This window comes from uncultured Desulfosarcina sp., assembly GCF_963664155.2.
GTDB lineage: Bacteria > Desulfobacterota > Desulfobacteria > Desulfobacterales > Desulfosarcinaceae > Desulfosarcina.
This window is the reverse complement of sequence record NZ_CAXXXH010000001.1, coordinates 4,074,664-4,094,059: the sequence shown is the minus strand read 5'-3', so window position 1 is coordinate 4,094,059 and position 19,396 is coordinate 4,074,664. Positions and strand designations below refer to the sequence as shown.

Sequence of the window (19,396 nt, the reverse complement as noted above, 5' to 3'; positions counted from 1 at the left end):
CCTCCTTATACGATCTGGGCGCTCATTTCAGCGACCACTTCGGTGGAGACTCCGAAATTTTCGCTGTAATACCGTTCATCCAGGTAAAAGATGCCTTCACCTTCCTGCACGGGATAAACTGCATGCTCCTCAATGAGCTTGTCCCACACATTGGGAAAGAGATTAACCGAATAATTCTGGGCTTTCCTGAGCAGGCCATGGGCGGTGGCCGGCGCGAACTCAGCGCAGAGGCGTGCGATAATGTCCTTGCCATCGCCATAGGGGACGATCACCGCCCGGGTTGGCGCATCAATGGCCACGAATGCTCGGCCGGCGGTTTTAAAGGATTGCTGCAAACTGAACATCGCCTTGCGCGGGTCTTTCGCCCGGCCGACATTGCAGAGGTTGTCGCTGAGCAGGCTCAGTAGGGTATCCCGGCGGCCCGCCTGATTTTCGGTGAGGGGATATCTCATCAGCTCCGCCCGCTCAAAAAAATAGTACGAGAAATAGCGGGCCATGGCTTGCGGGCTCAGGAAATCATCATGCTCCGATTCCCCGAGAACCCGCTGGGCCTTGTCCCGCCCGATCCTGATATCATCCAGCATGGCGATGGCTTCACCGCAGGGATTGACCACAAAAACCTGGCAGGTTTCACGACGGCCGTTGCGATTGCAGCGGCCCGCGGCCTGGGCGATGGAATCCAGGCCGGCAAGGAAGCGGACCACCGCGTTGAAGTCAACATCCACCCCTGCCTCGATGAGCTGCGTGGAGATGCAAAGGATTGGCAGACCTGATTCCAGCCGCTTATTGCTTTTGGCCAGAATTGCTTTGCGATGAGCCGGGCACAGGCTGGTGCTGAGATGGACAAGGACTTCCGCATCCAGGTGTGGCAGACAGCAGGTAAAAAGCTTTCGGGCCCAGGCTTTGGTGTTGACCACCACCAGGCAATTACCCTTCTCGCGCAACTGGGTAATCGCTAGGCTGGCGATTTCTTCCTCACTCCCCCCTCCAGGCCGCAGCAAATTTACAATCTCTACCCTTTTCAACTCATGGAAAAGGCCAGCAACATCATGAACAAGCTCATTTTCGGCAGGCACATTCAAGGCGCCATATTCGGGATTGACACCGTTCAACAGGGGCTGAGTCGCGGTGCAGAGAATGGCTGTACTGCCGGCATGTTCCACTATGAACTTAATTCCGTTGCAAAAAAGATGCACACACTTCACCGGCAGGCTCTGGATCTCGTCAAAGATGATAACGGATCTGGCCAGGTTATGCAGCCGCCTGGTCCCTCTGGTGCCACCGCCGAACAGCACCTCCAAAAATTGCACCGTTGTTGTAAAAATGATCGGGGCATCCCAGTTCTCCGCAGAAAGCTTTGCGTGCCAGCTCTGGGACTCCGGTTCCAGGTTGGAATGGTGCTCCAGGACCCAGGGAAAGTCATCATCTGTCTTTTCCAGTACTTCCCGAATGACCTTGGCGTTCTGTTCGATGATGGATGTATAAGGGATGATGTAATAAATATGGTCCAACCGATGTTCTTTGGCATGGTGTAGTGCGTATCGTATAGAGGCAAATGTCTTTCCGCCGCCGGTTGGCACGGTGAGCGTATAAATACCCCGTGGATCAGCAGCCCGTCTCCGGCACTGGATTGAAACCCGATTGCGAATCACATCCACCAGATTGCGCTCCGAAAGATCGGCAAGGTGCGACTCCAGCCGGTCAATGGCAGGCTGCCAGTCCGGTGGGCCAAATGAGCGGAATTTTCCATTGCCGGGGTTCTCAAAATCAGCGCTGTTGATGCGGTCGGCATCAATCAGGCAACTGAAAAGAAATCTAGTTAAAAAACCAAGGCGAAAATGCTTGAGACGATCGGCTTCTTTTCTTTGCGGATCCACGATGGCAACAATCTTTGCCCAGGAATCCCTCAAAAAAGAGTCAGAGACAAGGCCGGTCAATGTGCGCATGATTTCCTTGTCACAGGAGTTAAGGCATTCACGAAGATGGGTTTCCTCATCCGCTTTTGAGATTCGTTTTTGAAACCCGTTTGTTCCATCGACCCTTAAGCAATCAAGCAAGCCGCCATGGTGCGAGGCCAGACAGGTCGCCAGGATTTGACCTATAAGCCCACCTTGCCTGCTGTTACGGCCAAGGCTCTGCCACACCCATTGCGCTCCGGCCGTGGAGTGATCGATCCTGCCCTTTAATCCTTTGGCATCAACATATTCATCATCAATATCCGGGTTGAACATACCGCTCGATGATTTTATGTAGGCCTGAAAATCATGACTATATTTGCCTAAATCATGTAACAATCCTAGTAAGCGCCCTGCTTGAGGCAAACTAATTTTGCTGGTCAATCGACTGCAGATGATGGAGACTTCATTTAGATGATTACAAAGAGTTTGTACTTTTTTATCTGATTCGCGTAGGTGGGCAATGAATTCAATATTCATCCGCGAGCCTCTCCCGAGCCTTGATGTAAATTAAAAGAGCTCCTAAGCCTAATGTTTTTATCTGTGAATATGCCACAATATTTTGTCACATGAGGTCAAAGTAATATGTATTTTTCGAGCCCTCTTTTTCCCTTCAAAAAGATAGTCGCCCCCCTCACCGGCTCACAGAAAAGCTCAGCATTTTGTCAGGGCGTGCCTGCGACGCAACCTGACCTGTAAATCACTGTCTGCCCACTTTTTCCCTGAAATGCCATCATTCCAGAATCTCCAATCCCCAGAATTCATCCTTTGCGACCTCCGCGCCTCTGCGGTGAACAAAACAAAACGCGGCTGGAAGCCGCTCCAACTGGAACAAGGATCTATGGAGCGATAAATTATCGAACTGGCAGATCTTGGAACCAAAAAATCGAACTGGATGGAACATACCCGGGATCAGGGGGAAAAGGGTATTGGATCGTATCATCCCCTCACCCGGCCGTATGCCCCCAAATGGATGCGAGGGCGAAAAATCCGTCCAATGAACGTCGAATAAGGAATGCTGTCGGTTTCTATGTTCAACCCATCTTTCACAGGCGGCAACCGAAAAATGCGTGCTTTTTATCAAACGACAGAGCGAAGCGATCACATCATTGGACGTTGGACGTTCGATGTTCACTGTTCGATGTTCGAAAAATTGTTCGCGGATTGAATGTCACCGTTGTTAGATTATGCCCAAAAAACAATCAAGGGTTTTATTTCGATAATATCGCGATTGCCGGATTCGAATCCTCACCGTTGGGCATCCGTCTTCCGGCCTCCGCCTTCAGCGTTTTATATCACGCCGTTGTGACAGATCAGGTCACAGGTGATGAAAAAAAGTTGGATTGGTTGGATTGGTTAACTGATCACCTTCAACCTGCAGCCTACAGCCGACTAACCTGATCTTGATACTTTTATTCTTGAAACCCATCCCCATGATCGTAACTGTGAATGGTAAAGCGAATGTCAGGGAAAAGAGGTCACTATGAAATACAAGGTCGTATTAAATAAATCCGATGAGGGATACAGCGTCCATTGCCCCGGCTTGCCCGGTTGCTGGTCAAAAGGGGATACGGAAGCCGAAGCCATCGAGAATATCAAAGAGGCGATAACGGATTACCTTGTTGCCGTTTACGAATCAGTCAAGGACGCGGATATGCGTGAAATCGACGTGGCCGTCTGATTATGCCGAAAATAGCCGGGGTTCAACATTACACGCGATCAGGGCTCTGGAAAAAGCCGGTTTTTCCGTGGTACGGCAGGGCAAGAAACACGTCGTCATGTCGGATGGCCGACGATTTCTGACCATTCCTCGAAACAATCCAATCAATGCGTTCACCATGGGCGGTATCGTGAGGATGCCAGATAGAGCTGAATTTCGCAAGCGCCTCTAATCCACTGGCAGCCAATTCTTCAACCCCAATTACCGTTGCCATCTTTGCGCCTCTGCGGTGAGTTCACCATCAATCGGGGCTGGAAGCCGCACCTACGAAAGACACGAACATTGAGTTGTTATTTTCTCCGAACGCATCTTGATCGCATCCAAGGCAGGCCGGCGCAGATGATTCTGGCGGAACACCGGCGGCCGCAACAGCGGCCACCGGGTGGGCGCACTTAGCGGAAATTTGCGCGGATGCTGGCTATCTCATCGGGTGAAATGCCCAGCCAGGCCAAAAAATCAGCATGACTTTCCGGATGGCGACTTTCGAACAGCCGGTGCCACTTCATCATCGTCTTTTCGGTCAGTCCGATCTCCCGGAACATGGCGACCCACTCATCTTTGTTTAACTTGCTTTGCATTGTCTTTCTCCTTGGCTTTTATTTTTGATTATCGTCGTGGCCATGACAATGCCCCCTGTAAACGGTGAACCCATAGTCGGGTCAATACCATTTTCGTATTCTTTTCCCGTCAATCCTTTCAAAGGCTGTCGAGCAGCTGGTAATACTCCTTGAGGATACGCAACGATTCGATCGACAGCTGAAACAGAATCCAGCTGAGTACAAGAATGGCGATGGTGAGCCCGATCTTCCATGCCCGCGTCGCCTCCGGATGCCACCAGATCAGGGGCAGCGCCAGCGGCCCCACACAGCAGACGGCGAGGATAATAAAGGATTTCCGGAAATACCATTCGACCTTTTCCTCTGCAGCGCGCGGCTTTCTGGAGGCATCTAAAAACTCGCCGCAGTGTTTGCACTTTATGGCTTCGTCTTGAATTTCTTCCGCGCAGAAGGGACATTTTTTCATGATCGACGCTCTTAGAGAAAGACTGGATGGGTGGGCCAGAAAAATGACCATTAGGTACCCCATTTGTGTGGCCGGATCAATAGGCTGCTGAATTGCGCCACAACCGATCGGCGGCAGGACGGTAACGGATGAGAAAAACAGTAGCCCGTTAGCGGTCTGCCACAGGGTGACCGGTGCCGACCACCCGGCGATCTCATCGGCCTTGTTGAAATTTGCGGGTAATTGTTTATAGTTTATTGCATCACCTCTCGAAACGGCCGCCTCTGATGCCTGCATGTGGCTCCATCGCCCGGCCGACCACCGGGTTGCCGGGCAAATTAACCCAAACCGATACAACGGAAAGGGATACCGCAGATGACTCCTGAAATCATGACGGTACTGGCGATCCTGGTCGCAGTCATCGTCCTTCTGGTCACCGAATGGGCGCCCCTTGAAGTACTGGCCATGCTGGTTATGGGCGTGCTGGCGATCACCGACATCGTCAGCCCCAAGGAGGCCCTGGCCGGATTCAGCAACCCGGCGGTAGTGACCATCTGGGCGGTCTTCATCCTCAGCGGCGGCCTGACGCGCACCGGCATCGCCAATATCCTCGGCCGGCAGCTGCTCAAGGTCGCCGGTGGCAGGGAATCGATGCTGGTGGTAATCATCATGATCGTCGCCGGTGTGCTGTCGGCCTTCATGAACAACGTGGCCGTGGCTGCACTCATGCTGCCCGTGGTCATGGACATCGCCCGCAAGACCGACCGCTCGCCGTCCACCCTGCTGATGCCCCTAGCCTACGGATCGCTGCTGGGCGGGCTGACCACCATGATCGGCACGCCGCCCAACATCCTGGTCAGCGAAGCGCTGCGGGAGAACGGTCTGGAGCCGTTCAAGCTCTTTGACTTCTCGCCCGTGGGTCTTATCGTGATGACCTGCGGCATCGCCTTCGTCACGCTGATCGGCACGCGCCTTCTCCCCAAACGCGACATGGCCAGGGAGACCGCCGCCGGGCGCCTCCCCGATTTCCGATCACATTACCGGCTGCAGGAGCATCTGTTTCAGATCAAGATCCCCGACGGCTCGGCCCTGGTGGGCAAGACCCTGGCCAAAAGCCGACTGGGAGCCGCCCTGGGGCTCACTGTGGTCGGTATCACCCGCGGCGGGGCAACGCTGCTGGCGCCTCCCATCACCGAAGTCATCCACAACGATGACCTGCTGATCGTGGAAGGGAGCCTGGACCAGATCCAGGAAATGAACCATTGGGGGCAGCTGCTCACCGAGATCGATGCCATCGGACTGGACACCCTGTTCACCCACGGCATGCAGGTGGCACGGCTCGGCCTTAATCCCGGGGGCGCCTATGAGGGTCATACCCTTTCGGAAATCGGATTTCGCAACCGCTTCGGCCTTAATGTGCTGGCCATCGACCGAGGCGGGCGGCAGATAGATGAAGATCTGAAATTTCAACCCCTGAAATCCGGCGACACCATCATTGTGCATGGCCCGTCCGGAAAACTGGCCGAACTGGAAGACGATGAACACTTTCTGCCGGCGGTAATCCTCACCGCCGGCGATGTGGCGCAACACGCCAACCTGGACCAGCGCCTGCGCCAGCTGCGTGTCCCCGTCGCGTCGAAGCTGATCGGGCTGACCCTCAGCGAAAGCCGCCTGGGTGATGCCGTGGATGTCCAGATCCTGTGCCTCGTCCGCCGGGACGGAACGGCCATGATCCCCACCTCGGACGACCGTTTCGAAGCCGATGACCGGCTGATTGTTTCCGGAACGGCCGACATGATTTCCATTCTTCTCATGCAGGGCCTCCAAGGCATGTTCGTAGAAGATTCCACCCATTCACCGGACCCGTCCATGCTGGAAGATGACCAGGTGGGACTGGTCGAAGTAATGCTCTCGCCCCACAGCGTGCTCTCCGGCATGACCCTGCGCCGGATGAATTTCCGGGAGAAATACGGCCTGACCGTCCTGGCCATCTGGCGCAAAGGCACCGCCTATCGGGAAGACCTGCGAGACATGGCCCTGCACTTCGGCGACGCCCTGTTGCTGTATGGCCCGTGGGACAAACTGAACCTGCTGGGCCGTGAACCGGATTTTCTGGTGCTCACCGAGGCGGCTCAGGAAGCCCCCCGGGAAGAAAAAGCCAAGGCGGCCCTGACGATCATGGTCGCCGTACTGATCCCGGTAATCATGGGCTGGATGCCCATTTACATTGCGGTGGTCATCGGCGCGGCATTCATGGTGCTGACCCGCTGCCTGACCATGGAGGAGGCCTACCGCTACATCGAATGGAAAGCCGTTTTTCTCATTGCCGGCATGCTGCCTCTGGGCACCGCCCTGGACAACACCGGCGCCGCACGCCTCCTGGCCGAGGGGGTGGTGGGAACCCTGGGTCCCTTCGGACCCTATGCGGTGCTGTTCGGAATGCTGGCCATCACCTTCATCGCCACCAGCATCATCCCCACCGCAGCCCTGGTGGTATTGATGGTGCCCATCGCCCTGAAAACCGCCGCCAGCCTGGGCATCTCACCCTACGCCCTGATGATGGGCATCGCCATGGCGGCGTCATCCAGTTTCACGTCACCCATTTCCCATCCGGCCAACGTACTGGTCATGGGCCCCGGCGGGTATCGGTTTATCGACTACGTCAAGGTCGGCGTGCCCCTGACCCTCGTGGTGCTGGTCGTGCTGATGATCGTGCTGCCGATCTTCTGGCCGCTGTAGGCAGCGGTCGGATGACTGAGTGCGGAGACCCGACGGCCGAGGACTGAAAACTGAGTGATCCGGCCCATGCGGGGATGGACAACTTTCCACTTGACAGGCCATCACGGGAATTCTATGAATGACTGGTCAGTCATTTTTCACGGGTTCAACGATTCAGAAACCGGATGCTGAAATGAACGAGAAACGGGAACGAACCAAACAGCAGATTTTATCCGCGGCCATCGATGTATTTCACGAAAACGGGTTTCAGAAAACCCGGATCTCGGATATCGTCGCTAAAGCCGGTGTCGCGCAGGGAACCTTTTATCTCCACTTCCAGTCGAAGGAACAGATCTTCCACCACATATGCTCGGAATTCAAAGTGCTGTTTTTAAGTCTGCTGGATAATGCCGCCGACCTGTTTACCGGTACGTCCATTGAAGCGATCCGGCAAAAGCTGTTCGCATTTATCCGTGAGTTGATCACCCTTTTCACCGCCAATTACAAAATGGCCAGGCTCCTTTTTGTGGAAGGAAACAGTAATAGCGGACAGTTCAATGGGATTTATGAAAATATCTATTCCGAATTTATCGAAAGGATTGGAAAGCACCTGTCGCTCGGCAAAAACAAGGGGTACCTGGCCTTTGAAGATGCGGAGACAGCGGCCACCTTTTTAATCGGTCTATTTGACAGCAGCCTCTTTTATTTTATGAGAGTAAAAAATCATTTTGATATCGACAAATTAAGCCGGAGAATGACCGACTTTATGCTCAACGGCCTGTCCAAATAACGACAGGTTGTCAATCGACCAGGAAAATCAACCGGCCGGCCACTGCTCAAATCCGTGGCGGCTTTTTTTGACCTCATGGCATGACTGATGAGTCAGTCACTTCGTGGGGTCCATCCGGAGTGAATGTGAAACCACGATTAAAGCGGCACATCGACCACCATCCGGTCGGTCCGCATCAAAAGAAAAGTTCGCGATCCGTCGGTCTACCGGCCTTGATCATGCCGCTGGCTTCCCGGTTCCGGGTCATTATTTTGCTCGTCATGGCCCTCTCGGGAATCGCGCTCTGGGCCATTCCAAAAATCGTCATTCAAAACGACCTGATGTTCATGCTCCCGGAACACAACGCAGCTAAAAGCCACTATCTGGATGCCGAGGAGCTTTTCGGAAATGCCGGCGGCATCGCTATCGCAATTACATCTCCAGAAGGCATCTACCAGATCGATCTGCTCGACCGCGTCCGCGAGTTCGGGACGCGGTGCCGGTCGCTCAACCTGCGCATACCGGCCCGGCAGCTGTCCGATCGCTTTGGGCTATCCGCAGAACAGTCGCTGGCGTTGGCCGGGCTGCTGCAAAGCCTCTCTTCCGATCCTGAGTTTACCCCCCGGATGCTATCCGACTGGCTGACGGCACCGGATGAACTGGCAGAGACCCTCAACGACAGTTTGCCGTCATTGCTGACCGTAGAAGATCCAGATACCTTTTGCAAAGAACTGGCCGACCGATTGTCTACCATGGCAAGGTCCAATCCATCCCTGGCCGGAGAACTGGTTGCCTTTGCCAGACAGACTACCGACCGGCGCGGCCATGTTCATGGGTCCTGGGTCGACGATGTGATTTCTCTGACCGAAACCGATACGGTCTGGCCGGAATTCACCGATTACACGGGCATTGCAACAGCCATGGCCCCATTCGGTCTCGAGGCGGGTCCGGATTTGAGCCGTTTTGCGGACACGCTGCTGGAAACGGGTGCCATTCATGCGGATGCCATTTTGGCATTCAGGACGTCCACTGCCAAACCGGCGGATATTTCCAGTTCTTTCCGGGATGCCCTGGCGCAATATCTGACGCCGGAGGCTGCCCGGGCCATGTCAGAGGCTTTGGCCGCGGCCCCCAAACAGATCCGTGTGGGCGACCTGATCCCGCGGAAAATCACGGCCGACGCCATGGCCCACATCCGGCAGCGCCTGCACGCCTGGTCATTTTTCCAGGAAGGTATTTACAGCCAGGACGAAAAAAGCGTGCTGGTCGTCGTACGCACCACGCCGAATCTGGACCAACCCAACCGCGAACTGCTCCTGGACGCCATCAAGACCGACGTGCATGATCTGTTTGGCGATGGCCGCTACCCCATTCATATGGCCGGCTATTCGGTGGTGGACCAAGCCGTGGCAAACAACATGCGCCAGGATATCGTGCGACTGTTTCCGCTGGTGTTCGGGGTGGTTACCCTATTCCTTTTCTTCACCTTCCGAAACCCGGCCGGTGTGCTCTATCCCATGTTTACGATCCTGCTGGCCGTGATCTGGTGCCTTGGTGCAATGGCGTTGTTGGATGTGCCCTTGTCGGTGGTCGGCACCGCCATGCCCGTTCTCCTGGTTGCCGTGGGGTCGGCGTACGGCATCCATCTGGTCTACTATTTTGTCCATCGCCATGCCGGAACGGCTCACCGGAGAGAGGCGATGGCCGACACCCTGGACGGCACGGGTCGCGGTGTGGTCATGGCCGGTTTGACGACGGTGGCCGGATTCGCTTCGCTGGTCTTCAACGACATTGTGCCGCTGCGCGATTTCGGCATGTTTACCGCACTGGGCGTTTTCTTTGCACTGCTGGTTTCGTTGGTCCTGATTCCGTCCCTGCTGATACGCTTTGGGGTCCGGGCCCCTGAACGGCAACGCAGCCACAGCGCAGTTTTCGACGGCAGACTGGCTAAACGCGCCATCTGCGGGGTTGGCCGCTTCTCGTCCAAGCATCCCAGGGGAGTTCTCATGGTGAGCGTGTTGGTGTTGCTGGGATCGGTGACCGGCCTGGCCGGCCTTCGCGTGGAGATGAACAATATCGCATTTTTCAAAGCAGATACGCCCATCCACCAGGCCGACACGTTTATCAACAGGAATTTTGCCGGCACCGTGGATATCCGTGTCATCTTTTCTGCATCTGAAGCCAACGGCGTGCTCAACCCCCTGCTACTGGACGCCATGGAGCGCCTGGGCGACACCATTCAACAGCGTCATCCGGAGGTGGGCAAAACCTTGTCCATCCTCGACCTGATTCGCAAAATGAACCAGGCCTTCTATTTCAACGATCCCGCCTATTACCGGATTCCGACCGTGGCGGATCTGGCCGGCGAGCGAACCACCGAAGCACTGAAAGCCCACCTGGCCTCCTATATCGACAAATACCAGCGCAGCGACACCCGCGCCTTTATCGATGGCGACAAGCGGCAGGCGGCCTTGATGTTACAGGTCAAAACCGCATCCAGCCAGGTCACCCGGCAGATACTGCGATCCATCGATGAACTGCTGAAAGGTCCTGTCGGCCAACGCCTGGGCCAAATGGGGGTTCGGGTGCATACCACCGGTATCGGGGCGCTCTACGTCGAAGCGGAGCATTTGATCGTCAACGGCCAGTTGCGTTCCATTGCCGTTTCGGTGGTCATCGTCCTGGTGCTGGTGGCCCTGATCATGCGATCGTTCATTTACGGGTTCCTCTCGATCCTGCCGCTGACCGTGGCCATATGCATCAATTTTGGTGTCATGGGGCTATTGGATATCCCCCTGGATGCCGCCACGGCCATCTCGGCCTGTGTGGCCATCGGCATCGGTATCGATTACGGGCTGCACTATCTGAACCGCTATCGGCTGTTACGCGACGCCGGCGAAGGCCATCAAGAAGCGGTCGTTCACACCGCCGAGACCACCGGCGGGTCGATCTGTATCAACGCGTCGGCCGTCGCGGCCGGTTTTTCGGTCCTGATGCTTTCCGCGTTTGTACCCCTGGTGAATCTCGGGTTCCTTATCGCCCTGACCATGCTGACATCGTCGGCCGGCTCCCTGACCCTGCTGCCGGCGATCCTGTCGCTGACCGACAGATCCGATCCAACTTCAACAAGACATAAGGAGTGACGTATGAAAAGAAACATGGTGCTGGCCGTCCTGTTCGTTCTGGTAGGTTGTTTATCAGCCCATGCGGCTGAAATCGGCCCCTATGACCCGGCCGCGACCGAACCGGACGGACGCCGGATTTTCGACATCGCGGACAATTTCAATCGACCGCGGAAAGATCTGGTGGTGGTTGCCCGAATGACCCTCAAGTCCGGCGATACGGTCAGCGATACGCGCAATGTAATCATCAAAGAACTGACCGATGGCGATCTCAGCCGCTTCCTCTTCCGCTTCACCGATTCGTTGAAGCGGGGGCTGACGTTCCTGACCATAGAGACCCATGGCCCCGACAACGACCAGTATCTTTTCGTGCCGGCCATCGGGCGCCCCCGCCAGATCGCCTCCCAGGATCGGCAAAACAACTTCGAAGACACCGACCTGACCAATGAAGACCTGGGGGGCATCAAGCTCGACGATTACACCTACAAGCGTGGCAGCGACGCCACCCTCGCCGGACAGGCCTGTTTCAAGGTGACTGCCGTGGCCAAAGCGGAAGGCGCACGCTTTCCGAAACGGATCGCCTGGTTTGACCAGAAGACCTTCATCCCCCTGCAGATAAAGGTATACAACCGGGACAACAAACTTCAGCGGGTCATCGTCGCCGGAGATGTACGCCCCGTGGGCGTCATTCACCTTCCATTTAAAACCGTGGCCAAGGATTTGCTGGAAGACCACACCACCATCCTGGAGGTCGTCCAGGCCGAGGTGGACAGTGGTATCGACGGGCTGGATTTTGACAAAGAGAAAATGGGGGCGGCATGGAAAGAAGAATTTTAGGTGGCAAAATGGGGATGATCCTCTATTTACTGCTTCTGATTGTCGGGCTGAATATGATGACCCCCGCATGCCTTTGGGCATCGGAATCGCCCTCCGGAACCGGAAACAAGCCCGTTGCCGGCCGATCGGCGCCAACCGATATAAAACCGGAGGAAGAGGGAAACGAAGATGCCTTTATGAAAGATCTCCTGAATGAGTCGAGCGCCGGGGCCATCCCCCGGACCGATTCCGACGACACCGACAAGGGCCTTCCGGTGCGTTACGAGGGAGAACTGGTCGGCAGCATCTGGGCACCCAATGACTACGATGACGACTGGCACACCAGCAATCGGTTGGACCTGAAGGGATGGGGAGAAGTCGGTGCCATCGGCGTCGATGGTCGGTTCAGGTTGGATTACCAGGACTTGGAAGAAAAGGCCAAAACACGCGCGGACCTTCGCGAACTCTATGCAACCGCTCAGCTTCGGCCCCCGGGCATGGCGTATGCGGATATCGCCGTCGGCAAGAAAATGCTCTACTGGGGCAAGGGAGACGAAGTCAGACCGATCGATCGCGTCTCGCCGGAAGATCTCACCGCCTTGTACTTCAACGACCTGAACGATCGCAAAACCGGTCGGGTCGGGGCTTTTATAGATATGCAGGTCAACAAAAAGCTACGCTTCGAGGGCTTCTGGTCGCCCTATTTTGAAGCCAGCGACACCCCCGAACCGGGCGACTATTTTGAACCGGCGCTGCTTCGCAAACTCGTGGACGGCGGCATCACGATCGATGACGAGAACGAACCGGAGGATTGGTCGCTCGACGCCGGACTCGGCGGCCGTCTCATGCTCTCGCTGTTAAAGGCGGACATTTCCCTTTATGCATTTCAAGGCTACGACCCCCATCCGACCTATGCTGTCAATCGGCTGGGCCCGGATCCTTTTTACGGTCTTCCCATCGTACCTCGATCCGTGAATGCCACCTATCCGCGCATGACCCTGTATGGTGCCGATATCGAACGATCGTTTGGGTCCGTCGTGTTGCGCGCCGAGGCGGCCTACCAGACCGATGGCGCCTGGTTCGCCCTGGACTGGCAGAACGATCCCACGCTGCTGTTGGAAACGCCAAATGGTGTGGTGGAGAAAGATCAGCTGCAATATGTGGTCGGGATGGACAAAAACGATCTGCTCATTCGTAACCTTTTCCTGAATTTTCAATTTTTAGGGGGCTATATCTTCGACCACGACCCGCAAATGGTCTCCTCCGAATCCCAAACCGGCATGACCGCTTATGTACGCTACGCGTGCATGGATTCAAAGGTAGAGATCTGGTACCGGTATATGGTGCTCTTCGAAGACAACGACCAGCGGCACCATTTCGAAATCGGATACAAACCCGTGTCCTGGGCCCAGACGAGCATCGGCGCCGTCGCCTTCGATGGCGATGCGGATACCACCGTTTTTGGCCAATATGCCGATCGAGATTACGTCTACGCCAAACTCAAATTGGTTTTTTAAAGACGTCGCGCACAGACACTGCCGGGGGAAAGCGGTCTGCCGGCCAGATTGCCGATGGATCTCCACCACTTGATTGACCTAAATCGCCGCATTGCCGGTTTTTTACCCCGATGGTAATCAACCCACAAATACCTTGCCAATTATCAATATTCGCCACTATGATAAATTAATCTTTCCAATATTGAAGTTTCTGGCCAAGCATATAACGCCGATTGAATGTTAACCCTGCGAGAAAGCGCTCAACAGCATTATGATCGCTTTCGCTATCGGCAGCGTTGTAAAAAATGGAAAAATGTCATGGATTCTGAAATCTTTCTCAATCTCCGAAAGTTTTTGACGCCGGAAATCGTCTACGGCGAAGGCGCATTGCAGCTGGCCGGTCGCCATGCACTGAATCTTGGCGCCACGAAGGTTCTCGTGGTTACCGATCCCGGCGTCCAGGATGCAGGCTGGGCATTAAAAGTTGGGGCTTGCCTTGAAGATTCGAACATCCCCTATATCACCTTCAGCGACGTTACCCCCAATCCCAAAGACTATGAAGTCGAGGCCGGTGCTGCGCTTTACAGAAAGGAAGGATGTGATCTGATCATAGCGGTTGGTGGGGGCAGTCCCATGGACTGTGCCAAGGGCATTGGCGTCGTTGCCGGCAACGCCGAAAGCATATGCACCTTCGAAGGTGTCGACGAGGTGCCCAATCCGGGTCCGCCGCTGATTTTTATCCCAACCACGGCGGGGACCTCTGCAGATGTCTCCCAGTTTGCCATCATCACGGATACCGCGCGTCAGGTAAAGATCGCCATTGTCAGCAAGATGGTTATCCCCGATATTGCTCTGGTTGACCCAACGACCACCGTCACGATGCCACCGGAATTAACGGCTGAAACCGGTATGGATGCGTTGTGCCATGCCTTCGAGGCCTATGTGTCGACGGCTTCTTCACCACTTACCGATATGGCCGCACTGTCGTCGGTACGGTTGGTCATGGACAATTTGATCAAGGCCTTCCGGAATCCTGAAGATATGGTTTTTCGTGATAACATGATGATGGCGAGCCTGAAGGCGGGCCTATCCTTTTCCAACGCGAGCCTGGGGCTGGTCCACGCCATGGCGCACAGCCTCGGGGGAGCCCTGGACTTGCCTCATGGCGAGTGCAATGCCATGCTCCTGGAAAAAGTCGTTCTCTATAATTATTCCGCAGCCGGCGAGAAATATGATCAGCTGGCCAATGCAATGGGCCTGGATATCCATGCTCACGAGCCATCTCGAAGGGCGTCTATACTGGCTGAAGGGGTCGCTTCTCTTCGAAAACAGGTGGGCATAACCCAGCACCTGGTCGACCTGAACGTTTCCTTGTCCGATTTGCCGCGGTTGGCAGGTTATGCACATAAAGACCCTTGCCTGGCCACCAACCCGCGCACCGCTGATCCGGAGGATATCGAAAAGATCTATAAAGCGATCTACGAATAGGGGCACGCCCGGTGGACCATGATGGGGTAATGACAAAAAAATGACTGACGCTGAAAAAGAAAAGCGATATGCATCGACACGGGAAAAATTCTTGGGCCTGAGCCTGGAATCCACCCGAAAGAGCTATTATCCGCAACTCAAAAAACAGCTTAAAATCCACATTGAAAACGAGCGGCGATTGAGACTGTTGGTCGATAATTTGCCGGCAAGGATATCTTATGTGAATACGGATCAGCGCTTTGTCTTCGTCAACAGCCGATATGAAAAGGCTTTTGGATTAACCCGAAACGACATGGTAGGAAAAACCATTGAGACGGTTATCGGACAGGAAAATTATGCCAGGGCGAAGCACCATATCCAAGATGCACTTCGTGGAAAAGAGGTAACCTACCAGACCCCCTTCAAGGGAAGAAAAGGTGACACGCAATGGCTCGAAGTCACCTATATACCGGACATCCATTCTCAGGGAGACGTTTCCGGATTTTATGCACTATCTCTCGACCTGACAGAAAAAAAACTCGCCGAGGCGTCACTTCGGGAGAGTGAGGGGCGATTAAAGGCTATTTTCAAAGCCAACCCCAATCCAGTCGTCGTGTATGACGCACAAGGTTTCACGCAGGACCTGAACCCGGCGTTTACCGAAACCTTCGGTTGGTCGCTGGATGAGGTAAAAGGTCGCCGGATTCCCTTTGTCCCCGAAGACCAGAAAGAGACAACCGCTGCGAAAATCGAAGAAATATACCGCTCTGGCAAACCGGTAAAATTTTTGAATAAAAGACTGACGAAAAAGGGTGGCACCATCGATGTCATCGTCAGCGCTGCGTTGATCAAGGGACATAAGGGAAAAGTCTCGGGGATGACGGTAAATCTAATAGATATCAGCGAGCAGAAAAAATTAGAGAATCAACTCAAACAGGCCCAGAAAATGGAGTCGGTGGGTCGTTTGGCGGGAGGTATCGCCCACGATTTCAACAATATGCTCGGGGTGATTCTGGGTTATGCGGAATTGGCGATGAAGGACCTGGACCCGACTTCACCGGTGTACAGCAATCTTAAGGAAATTGACCAGGCGGCAAAACGCTCGGCGAATCTCACCCGGCAACTGCTTGCTTTTGCCCGCAGGCAGACAGCGGTACCAAAGGTCATCGATTTGAACGAAACCATATCGGGGATGATCACCATGCTCAGGCGTCTTATCGGCGAGGATATCGATCTTGCCTGGACGCCGGGGGCCAATCCCTGGCCGGTTAAGATCGATCCCGCCCAGATCGACCAGATCCTCGCCAATCTTTGTGTCAATGCACGGGATGCCATTGCCAATGTAGGCAAGATCACCATTGGGACGCGGAATGTAGTCCTTGATAAGGACTATTGCGAAACAAAAATTGGTTGTGCCCCGGGTCAATACATGATGCTGGCGGTCAGCGATAATGGTACCGGCATGGACAGGCAGACGCTGGAACAAATTTTCGATCCCTTTTATACCACAAAAGGAATCGGAGCAGGCACCGGGCTGGGTCTATCGACAGTATATGGAATTGTGAAGCAAAATGATGGGTTTATTGACGTTTATAGTGAACCGGGAGAGGGAACCAGCTTCAAGGTCTACCTGCCGGCTACCGATGAAACGATTCGACCAATGGAAAAATCCAATATTCAGACGGTCGCAACAGGAAGCGAGACGGTTCTGGTGGTCGAAGACGAAGAATCCATATTACGGTTTTGTTCAGACGTACTTAAAAAATTCGGCTACACCATTCTATCTGCCCGGACACCTTTTGCGGCCATTGAATTGACTGAGCGGCACCCCAACCCGATACACCTGATGATCACAGATGTAGTAATGCCGGAAATGAACGGTAACGATTTGAAAACACACATAGAAAAAGTCCTTCCAGGTATCAAGGTGCTATTCATGTCCGGCTATACGGCCGATGTTATCATGCATCGCGGTATCCTTGAAGAAAATATGCATTTCCTCCAGAAGCCCTTCTCGGTTCATAGCTTGGCAGCTAAAGTTCGAGAGGTGCTGGACGAGGTCGAATCTTAGTGCCGCTGTTCGTAGATACGATGACGCCGCACCGAGATTGCCGAGGCACAGGCACAGGGATCGCAAGGCAAGAGAAGCGACAATGGCAGCGCTATTGGAGCACCGAGCAACGCGGCGGGTCGGGATGCATCGGCGATCGAATGCCGTCGTATTTATGAATAGGGGCGCTTGGCATCACGGAAAAACAGCAGAACTCAGAGGCGATTCCTATTCATGAATTTTTGAAGTATGTCGGATTCCTGCCCGTTGTATCCCAGCCAGGAAAGCGCTTCATCCTCATCGACAAATAATTGGAAACGCCAAATGGTGTGGTGGAGAAAGATCGGCTGCAATATGTGGTCGGGATGGACAGCTAACATCAGCAGGAATGACTATTCGATGATTTTTTTTCTGCGTCGTTTATACCAGTCCTGTTCGCCATATATCTTGTCCATGCATTCCGGACACAAGCCATGGCTGAAATCGGCATCGGTATGCTTGCAAAGGTATGATTCAATTTGATTCCAGTACCCCTTGTCGTCACGAATCTTTTTACAGGAGGCGCAGATCGGCAACAGCCCGCTGAGTGTACGGACCTTTTCAACCGCATGTTGCAGCTCGGATATCAGGCGCTCGCGTTCCTGCTCGGAGCGTTTTACACCGGTAATATCCCTTATTGATTCAATGGCTCCGACAGCATTTCCATCGGCATCGCAGAGCCTGGCGGCGGTACCCTCAAGATAGCGCCCGCCGCTACCCATCGAAGGATTGAAGGACACACAGGCTACCAACTGACCGTCCTCTTCGTTGAGGGACAGATAATCTTTTTCCCAATTTCTATCGCGCCGCAACACCAGATCGATAAGCGTAGGTCTGGCTTTTCCGTAAAACGGTACTGAATGCGCATAGTGACCTTTGCCGAGGATGGCCTTCTTTTTAACCCCAGTCATCTTTTCAATGGCTCGGTTCCATGCGATCACCCGGCCGTCGATATCGATAACCCATGTTGGATCGGGAAGGAATTCGATAATGTCGGCAAGGCGACGTTCCGAATCGGCCAGAGCATGTTCCGCGCGCCTTTGTTCAGTAATGTCGTGTGCGATACCAACGATGAAGGTCTTACCCTGGCTATCCCTGAAAGCGGCTTTGCTGGTCAACAGGGTGTGCAGATCTCCCCCGGCAGTCGAATAGACTTCTTCATTTACATTGGTGCCCTCTGTTGTTAAAACCAGATTGTCCTTTTCCCAGAAGATATCAGCCTGCTCTTTTGGATGAAAATCATAGTCGGTTTTACCGATCAGGTCTTCTCGATTGCTTCCCAGGGCCAAACAAAAAGCGTCATTTAACAATACCCATCGATGCTTTTCGTCTTTGACAAAAATCAGGTCTGGAATATGATTCAATACATCGTCCAAAAACTGTTTTCTCTGTCCTAAATGATCTTCCAGATCTTTTATTTTTTTTTCTAATTCTGCATACGATGGTTTTGAGTGCATAATCATCACCTATTCAGGATGGGAGGTCTGTCGCTGATAGGTTCATGCTTGCCCGAACGAGTATACTATATATGAATTTTTATCATATGGATGGCATTCAATATCAACAAAAAACCCTGCACACACAATTTTCAATGAGCGATCTCGGTCTAAAAATCTGAATTTCTCTTCAACACCCCCAGGGTCCTGATGCGGGGCAACTCCTCGAAACGGCCGGAGGCAACAGCCAACTGGTAAACCTCCCAGGGCGCCTGGCCGCCCTCCTCGGGATTTTCGAAGATGTCGTGGATCAGCAGGTAGCCGCCGGGCAGGATGTGGCCGGCCCAGCAGTCGTAATCCGTTCGGGCGGTGTCGAAGGCGTGGCCGCCGTCGATGAACACCAGCGACAGCGGCGCAGCCCAGCCGCGCGCGGCGATGTCCGAACGGCTGACGATGGGCACCACCGTCTCTTCCAGTCCGGCCAGGGCCAGCGTTCGCCGGAACAGGGGAAGGGTGTCCATGGAAAATGTTTTAAAATCGAACAGGGCGGGGTCGAAATACTCCTCTCCGGGCTGCTGCTCCTCGGAGCCCCGGTGGTGGTCGATGGAAAACAGGATCGTCCCGTTTTCGCGGCAGGCGCTGCCGAGATAAACGGCGGACTTGCCGCAGTAACTGCCGATCTCCAGGCAGGGACCCAACCGCGACGCCTCCAGGGCGATGTCGAACAGCCCCCTGCCCTCTTCCGGGTCGAGGAAGCCTTTAATACTGTCAATGAGTGTCTGGTCGAGGGTCATCTGATTCGTTTA

14 protein-coding genes are annotated in these 19,396 nt (G+C 54.2%); 8 read left to right on the top strand and 6 right to left on the bottom strand.

All coding sequences use genetic code 11. From position 1 onward, the window contains the following. Nucleotides 1-5: 5 nt before the first annotated feature. Entirely contained in the window at nucleotides 6-2,435 is a 2,430-nt protein-coding gene (locus tag ACHZBS_RS18640; RefSeq protein WP_319408033.1) for a CRISPR-associated endonuclease Cas3'', read from the bottom strand. A gap of 1,003 nt (nucleotides 2,436-3,438) precedes the next feature. Here ACHZBS_RS18640 and ACHZBS_RS18635 point away from each other — a divergent pair. Beyond that, entirely contained in the window at nucleotides 3,439-3,636 is a 198-nt protein-coding gene (locus tag ACHZBS_RS18635; protein ID WP_319408032.1) for a type II toxin-antitoxin system HicB family antitoxin, read from the top strand. Nucleotides 3,637-3,664: 28 nt separating this feature from the next. On the opposite strand, the gene ACHZBS_RS18630 is transcribed toward ACHZBS_RS18635, so the two are convergent. The 3 genes from ACHZBS_RS18630 to ACHZBS_RS18620 all read right to left on the bottom strand — a co-directional run bounded on the left by ACHZBS_RS18630 (nucleotide 3,665) and on the right by ACHZBS_RS18620 (nucleotide 4,974). After that, nucleotides 3,665-3,889: a hypothetical protein gene (locus ACHZBS_RS18630; protein WP_319408031.1), complete on the bottom strand. Its 225-nt coding sequence runs from the start codon at nucleotides 3,887-3,889 to the stop codon at nucleotides 3,665-3,667. A gap of 178 nt (nucleotides 3,890-4,067) precedes the next feature. Then, nucleotides 4,068-4,253 (bottom strand): hypothetical protein, encoded by a 186-nt coding sequence (locus ACHZBS_RS18625; RefSeq protein WP_319408030.1) that lies wholly within the window; start codon nucleotides 4,251-4,253, stop codon nucleotides 4,068-4,070. A gap of 118 nt (nucleotides 4,254-4,371) precedes the next feature. Next, the gene (locus ACHZBS_RS18620; protein WP_319408029.1) at nucleotides 4,372-4,974 is read right to left on the bottom strand and encodes a zinc ribbon domain-containing protein; all 603 of its coding nucleotides are present in this window, start codon (nucleotides 4,972-4,974) and stop codon (nucleotides 4,372-4,374) included. A 78-nt stretch (nucleotides 4,975-5,052) separates the two neighbouring features. Here ACHZBS_RS18620 and ACHZBS_RS18615 point away from each other — a divergent pair, with 78 nt between their 5' ends. The 7 genes from ACHZBS_RS18615 (at nucleotide 5,053) to ACHZBS_RS18585 (ending at nucleotide 17,136) form a co-directional block, all read left to right on the top strand. Beyond that, a complete protein-coding gene (locus ACHZBS_RS18615; RefSeq protein ID WP_319408028.1) occupies nucleotides 5,053-7,416 on the top strand; it encodes an SLC13 family permease in 2,364 nt (787 codons plus the stop codon). 172 nt (nucleotides 7,417-7,588) lie between these two features. Next, complete coding sequence (locus ACHZBS_RS18610) at nucleotides 7,589-8,185, top strand: TetR/AcrR family transcriptional regulator (protein ID WP_319408027.1); 597 nt, start codon at nucleotides 7,589-7,591, stop codon at nucleotides 8,183-8,185. Between the two features lie 125 nt (nucleotides 8,186-8,310). Continuing rightward, nucleotides 8,311-11,307 (top strand): MMPL family transporter, encoded by a 2,997-nt coding sequence (locus ACHZBS_RS18605; RefSeq protein WP_319408026.1) that lies wholly within the window; start codon nucleotides 8,311-8,313, stop codon nucleotides 11,305-11,307. Nucleotides 11,308-11,310: 3 nt separating this feature from the next. Then, nucleotides 11,311-12,123, top strand: a complete 813-nt coding sequence (locus ACHZBS_RS18600; RefSeq protein ID WP_319408025.1) for an outer membrane lipoprotein-sorting protein — start codon at nucleotides 11,311-11,313, stop codon at nucleotides 12,121-12,123. Beyond that, nucleotides 12,105-13,619, top strand: a complete 1,515-nt coding sequence (locus ACHZBS_RS18595; RefSeq protein WP_319408024.1) for a DUF1302 family protein — start codon at nucleotides 12,105-12,107, stop codon at nucleotides 13,617-13,619. The genes ACHZBS_RS18600 and ACHZBS_RS18595 overlap by 19 nt, the downstream gene beginning before the upstream one ends. Nucleotides 13,620-13,916: 297 nt before the next feature. Beyond that, nucleotides 13,917-15,086 carry an alcohol dehydrogenase-like regulatory protein ErcA gene (ercA, locus tag ACHZBS_RS18590; RefSeq protein WP_319408023.1) on the top strand — a complete coding sequence of 390 codons (1,170 nt, stop codon included), beginning with the start codon at nucleotides 13,917-13,919 and terminating at the stop codon, nucleotides 15,084-15,086. 40 nt (nucleotides 15,087-15,126) lie between these two features. Then, complete coding sequence (locus tag ACHZBS_RS18585) at nucleotides 15,127-17,136, top strand: PAS domain S-box protein (protein ID WP_319408022.1); 2,010 nt, start codon at nucleotides 15,127-15,129, stop codon at nucleotides 17,134-17,136. A 371-nt stretch (nucleotides 17,137-17,507) separates the two neighbouring features. Here the strand turns inward: ACHZBS_RS18585 and ACHZBS_RS18580 are convergent, their stop codons facing one another. Further along, nucleotides 17,508-18,611, bottom strand: a complete 1,104-nt coding sequence (locus ACHZBS_RS18580) for a PAS domain S-box protein (protein ID WP_319408021.1) — start codon at nucleotides 18,609-18,611, stop codon at nucleotides 17,508-17,510. Between the two features lie 149 nt (nucleotides 18,612-18,760). Beyond that, entirely contained in the window at nucleotides 18,761-19,384 is a 624-nt protein-coding gene (locus ACHZBS_RS18575) for a class I SAM-dependent methyltransferase (protein WP_319408020.1), read from the bottom strand. Nucleotides 19,385-19,396: the final 12 nt, after the last annotated feature.